This is a genomic window from Pseudomonas sp., from assembly GCF_026224925.1.
Taxonomy (GTDB): domain Bacteria; phylum Pseudomonadota; class Gammaproteobacteria; order Pseudomonadales; family Pseudomonadaceae; genus Aquipseudomonas.
Genome location: NZ_JAMFRV010000502.1, coordinates 1 through 5254, shown reverse-complemented (window position 1 = coordinate 5254; position 5254 = coordinate 1). Strand labels below are relative to the sequence as shown.

At 52.0% G+C, this 5254-nt stretch carries 6 protein-coding genes; 1 reads left to right on the top strand and 5 read right to left on the bottom strand.

The annotated features are described in order from the left end of the window. Positions 1 to 412: DUF805 domain-containing protein (locus M0974_RS21420; RefSeq protein WP_297841380.1), on the top strand; the 412-nt coding region annotated here is incomplete at its 5' end. A 782-nt stretch (positions 413 to 1194) separates the two neighbouring features. On the opposite strand, the gene M0974_RS21415 is transcribed toward M0974_RS21420, so the two are convergent. The 5 genes from M0974_RS21415 to M0974_RS21395 all read right to left on the bottom strand — a co-directional run bounded on the left by M0974_RS21415 (position 1195) and on the right by M0974_RS21395 (position 5166). Further along, positions 1195 to 1587 (bottom strand): hypothetical protein, encoded by a 393-nt coding sequence (locus M0974_RS21415; RefSeq protein ID WP_297841378.1) that lies wholly within the window; start codon positions 1585 to 1587, stop codon positions 1195 to 1197. 61 nt (positions 1588 to 1648) lie between these two features. After that, the gene (locus M0974_RS21410; protein ID WP_297841375.1) at positions 1649 to 2035 is read right to left on the bottom strand and encodes a hypothetical protein; all 387 of its coding nucleotides are present in this window, start codon (positions 2033 to 2035) and stop codon (positions 1649 to 1651) included. Beyond that, positions 2032 to 3495 carry a hypothetical protein gene (locus M0974_RS21405; RefSeq protein WP_297841373.1) on the bottom strand — a complete coding sequence of 488 codons (1464 nt, stop codon included), beginning with the start codon at positions 3493 to 3495 and terminating at the stop codon, positions 2032 to 2034. Before M0974_RS21405 ends, M0974_RS21410 begins: the two co-directional genes overlap by 4 nt. Then, complete coding sequence (locus M0974_RS21400; RefSeq protein WP_297841369.1) at positions 3492 to 3977, bottom strand: Hcp family type VI secretion system effector; 486 nt, start codon at positions 3975 to 3977, stop codon at positions 3492 to 3494. The genes M0974_RS21405 and M0974_RS21400 overlap by 4 nt, the downstream gene beginning before the upstream one ends. Before the next feature lie 229 nt (positions 3978 to 4206). Continuing rightward, on the bottom strand, positions 4207 to 5166 hold the full coding sequence (locus M0974_RS21395; protein ID WP_297841366.1) for a zinc-binding alcohol dehydrogenase family protein: 960 nt from the start codon (positions 5164 to 5166) through the stop codon (positions 4207 to 4209). Between the last annotated feature and the right edge of the window lie 88 nt (positions 5167 to 5254).

Genomic DNA, 5254 nt, shown 5'->3' with positions numbered 1-5254 from the left:
GCAATGTGGCGCCACACAGTCGAACCCTTACAGCGTGGGATCGGCTTCCTTCACTATGAATTCTTCGTACAAAAAATACGGTTTTTTTGATTGGTTCCTGGAACCCATGAAGCAATACGCGGTGTTCAGTGGCCGCTCGACTCGCCAAGAGTATTGGATGTTTTTCTTGCTGAGCGTCATCATCGCCGTTGCCATTGGCGTTATTGCCGGTATTACTCGCGCATCGTGGCTGTCGGATCTCTATACCCTTGCTGTCTTTGTTCCCGGGATAGCCATTGGCGTTCGTCGAATGCATGACACTGATCGAAGCGGTTGGTGGCTCATCGTGCCTATAGCCGGTTTTGTTTTCCTGCTTTTCGCAAGCCAGCCGGAAACCAATCGATTTGGTCCAGGCCGCAAGATGCTCGCCTGATTGGTTGATCACACTACTCCAAACAAAGCCCGCCAAATGCGCAATGCTGTTCGCATAAAGAAAAACGCCGCTTACCTCGAAATGAGAAAGCGGCGTTTTTCTTGGGCTTCGTCGTGGAGCCGGAAATCAGAAGCTTGGATTCTGCGGCTTAGTCGGCAAGCCAACACCTATAGGTTGCAAGCTATGATCGACAGGTCGGCCGGTTACTAGGCTGCGACTGGAAATACCCAGAGCGGTTTTCAGCTTCGGGGGGTCAGGGAAGCCAATGCTTTTTTTGGTGAATGAGGTAAGTTGGTTATCGAGGAGTTCAAGCAGGCGCTTGCGCTCCACGAAGAATGCCTCTGAATGCAAGTGCCATTGAAAGGAGGGAAGCTTAGTACCCTTTATGCACATGATCAACTACGCCAACCATAACTTAATTACTGCAACTACACCTATCATTACCAATAACAAAAACCACGCAAACCACTGCAAAACAATAAGTTTTCGCTTAAGCCCGACAGGGAAGTTATTCAGATCCTCTGCGCTGGCGCCTCCATCGCGGAGATAAATGGTAGGCATAGTCATTAGTCCCATTATTTTTCCCAGCAAATACAACCTACCCCAAGGACCAGTGTTTATTAGAAAAGAATGAGTCGTAATAGCAGGACTTCTTTGTAGGTGGCTTAACATCAGATTCATTTTTGTGTACGATATATACAGTGCTATGCTGAAGCTAAATAACATACCCCCAAAAACGATTAAGATGACGTAAAATATTACGTCGCTAGTAGTATTTATGATCATTGAGTCTTCTCATAAATATACTCCCCTGCGAATTCGCCGCCCCCGCCTCCAATAGTACCCCCGGCAAAAGCACCCACTCCAACAACAACGATTCCGCATGCAAGCGTTCCCATTCCCATCGTGGGTACCCCCAGCGCTGCACAGATAGCACCAGTAGAACCCACCAATGCCAAACTACTGAAAACACCACCGCCTACCGTTCCTATAAAATTCCCGCCCTCGGTGTATTTAACTTTTCTACACGCCTCAGCATCACCCGCAGTACATACGTCCTGAACCTTCATATAAGAAGCACCGCCACCAATCGCTATACCAACGTACCCCCCATACTTGAGGTATTTGGCCGCCTTGGTCACCCCGGCCAAGTGAGTCGCATAACCGGGAGGCATACGGGCTCCGCCAGCCTGTCCCTAGGGACGCACCACACTGCGGCTGGCGACTCCAGAAAGATTACACCAGCCCTAATTTGAGCACTACAGCCATTCCTATCATAACTAACATGAGTGCCCATCCGACCGTTTGTAGAATAATCAACTTGCGTTTAAGGTCGGGAGGGAAATTTTGCAGATCTTCCGCGTTGGCTACTCCGTGGCGAAGATAGATATGAGGCATAGTCATTAATCCTATTATCGCTCCTAGTAAAAACAATCTCCCCCCTGGACCTCCATTTTTGAACGGGGTGCGCATCGTCACGGCGGAGCAATTTTTCAAGTGACCCAGCATCATGTCCATCTTGTTGTACGCGACATATAGCGCAATGCCAAGCCAGACAAATATAGCAACCACATCAACTATCCCAACTAAGATAAAAATCTTGTCTGCAGTGTTTATGCTCAATGCGTGGCCTCATATATTTTTTCTCCAACACCCTCAATAACCATTCCTCCGATAGTCCCTCCCGCGAAAGAGCCGACTCCGACTACCACAACTCCGCATACAACCGTTCCTAACAAGGCAGTAGGCACGCCAATCGCCAAGCAGATAGAGCTAACCGCACCAGCGCTTAACGCACCAATGCCAGCGCCACCCGCGACCGTGCCGATAAAGCTCCCGCCTTCCGTATACTTCACTTTTTCACAAGCTGCGCTATCACCCGCAGCACACACGTCCTGAACCTTCATATAAGAAGCACCGCCACCAATCGCTATACCAACGTACCCCCCATACTTGAGGTATTTGGCCGCCTTGGTCACACCGGCCAAGTGAGTCGCATAACCGGGGGGCATACGGGCTCCGCCAGCTTGCCCCCAGCGATATACAAAACTGCGACTGGAAAGACCCAAAGCGGTTTTCAGCTTCGGGTGGTCGGGGAAGCCAATGCTTTTTTTGGTGAATGAGGTAAGTTGGCTATCGAGCTGATTTAACAGTTGCTTACGTTCGGCGAAAAACTCCGCTGAGCGTAGATGTCCATGCTTTTGGAAACTGCTCGTATGTAAGTCTTCTATCCCTTTCAGTAAGCTCTGAACGCTCTTCAAGTTGTTGGCGAAAACCGCTTCACCCACCCCTATCGACGTAGAACCCCGAGTCAGAAACGTTTCAATCTCATCCCGATGGCGGGCCATAAAGTCCGCTTCTTCAGGGCTAAGGTCCGCCAACAGCTCATTCACCGTCTCTGCTGCGGCCATCAGCCGGGCTTCTTCTTCCGAACATTTGTAGTTATCAGGATCACTCAGCACGATCATCTGGCCAGCTTTGATCTGGTCCAAACCAGGATTCAATACCCTGAACTTGTCGATGACCGCCTGGGTTGGCGAGGTGAATAGTTCAGCCTGCAGCGCCTCAACCGTGGTGCTTTTGGGGACGATGTAAAACCCGGGGGCGTATAACTCGATGGCTGCAGGCCAGTCTTCCGGCGACTCCCTTCTGTAGGTTTTGGTCGGCACTGGCCGAACAGACCTTCGGGATGCACTCAAAGCCCTTTGTTCAGGCGTTTCGAGGTATTGCTTATGGACAAAGCGAAATAACCGTTTAGGGTCAGGTAAGAATGGGGTGAGGTGTAACACTGAGGTGTTCTTGGTTGCGTAGGTCAAGGCGCCTGGCTCGACGCGGTTTACGGCCAGCGATTGATTCGTGATGCTACGCTGTTCTTGCAACAGCTCGCTCACACCTTGTTCCGGTGTTTTTCGGCCTAGCTGCACGTCATCAACAATACGCCGTGCGTAAACAGCGACTTCCCGACTGAACTGCAGTCGCCCTTTACCGTCGCTTAAGTGGCGGGCGCCGACGGTTAGGGCGTGTGATGACAATTTGCCGGCAGCTTTCGTAACACCCCATATGTCGTAGCGGTTTGGGTTCATGACTCATCACCCCAAAAGCTATAACCGCTGCTGTTGGCTATGTGGTGCGTCCAGCGAATATCTTGATAGCTAATCGTTACATGCTCTTGAAACTCTCCGTCCGGCTGTAAAAGCGTATCGGGCAGCCCATGGTTCAGATCCGCAATAACTCCGCCGGTCAACTTCGCTGAAAAGTACAGTTCCTGTCCGCCGTGGCTAGCCACGCGGTAGAAGCTAATCGTGCACTCTACTTCTTCGTTATTAGTAAACGCTTGAGCGAGCAGCGGCGTTGATTTGTCGACGTATTTTGTGATGACAAGAGGGCTGTGTGTTGGGTGATGGGAATTACCGGAGCGGGTCATATTGTGATGGTAAGACAGCACCATTATTTCGTCGGTATGGCCTGTCTGATATCTATTGCCAAGCGACTCAGGCGTCGAGCACTTTCCTGAAATCAGTTTTTGCGTCTTACCGGTGATGGTCATGTATGCATTATTAGCCATGAGTACGCGTCCTTTTTTCAATGGACATACAGGCTACGGGAAACGGAATTTATAGGATGTAGGACACTTCAAGGACTGCTGTAGGACTGCTCCGGAAAAGATTTATTATGCTCTTTGAGTATTGTTGACTGATCCTCGGACAGCAGGAAAATCCGGAGTCTGGTAAAGACTCCGGATCTTTTATGCCGGCCGTGAAGGATTTGAGGACTGTACGGGCGGAGTCAGATCTTCAAGGCACAAAAACCACTTTATCCCCGCTCCCCTTATTCACATCCTCATAGCGCGCCAGCCCTTCGCTCAACGGCGATTCAACTATCCCGGTGGGCAACGCCAACAGGCCCTCATCAAAGAATCGCCCGAACTGGTTGAGCATCTCGGCGCAAGCCTCGGTGCCGTAGAGCAAGGTGTTGATGCCCACCACTGAGCCGCCTTTGCGGTAGAGCGCCAATGCGGGCAGTTGTACATGGCCATCCACCGGCGCAGCGATAATGGCAATACGACCGAAAGCGGCCAAGGCAGGGATCGCAGACGGCAACCAGAAGCCGGTGGTGTCGAAAATGACGTCGGCGCCGCCGGGGAAGACGGCGTTGACTTGGGCGCCGAGGTCTTCGTGTTTGTCCAACAGGATGGCGTCGAAACCATCTTCCTTTAGCGCGTTGATCTGTTCGGGACGACGCACTGCGCCGAGCACTTGGGCGCCGAGGATTTTGCCGAATGCCAACGCAGCGCTGCCCACTGCGCCGTTTGCACCAATGACCAATAGGCGCGTGCCAGCAGTCACAAGGCTGCGTTGCAGGGCGTTCCAGGCGGTGGTGAACGGAACGCCGAGGCTCGCGGCTTGAACGAAACTCAAGGCTTTGGGTTTGAGCGCGACGCCGTTGGCAGGCAACGTCAGGTACTCCGCGTGTGAACCGTCGCGAAAGAAGCCAGGCTCTTTGCCGGTGCCCCACACTTCTTGGCCGAGCAATGCTTGTGGGCCTTCAATGACGATGCCCGCAAAGTCACGACCGGGAATGCGCGGCATCGTGGTGTAGGGAAAACGCCCGAGTACGTTTTTCACATCGCTGGGATTCAGTCCCGCAGCCTTTACCTGAATCAAGACTTCATCTTGACCCGGCACCGGCTGGGGAACGTCAACGTATTGCAGTGCCGACAGGTCGCCGGTTTTGGAAAATTGCAGGGCTTTCATGATGGCTCCATCAAGCGAGAGGTTATTTGGACAGCGCCGCGTCGAGGTGTCTTTAGGTCAGCCATTGAGTGACAAATTGCTTGCCCAT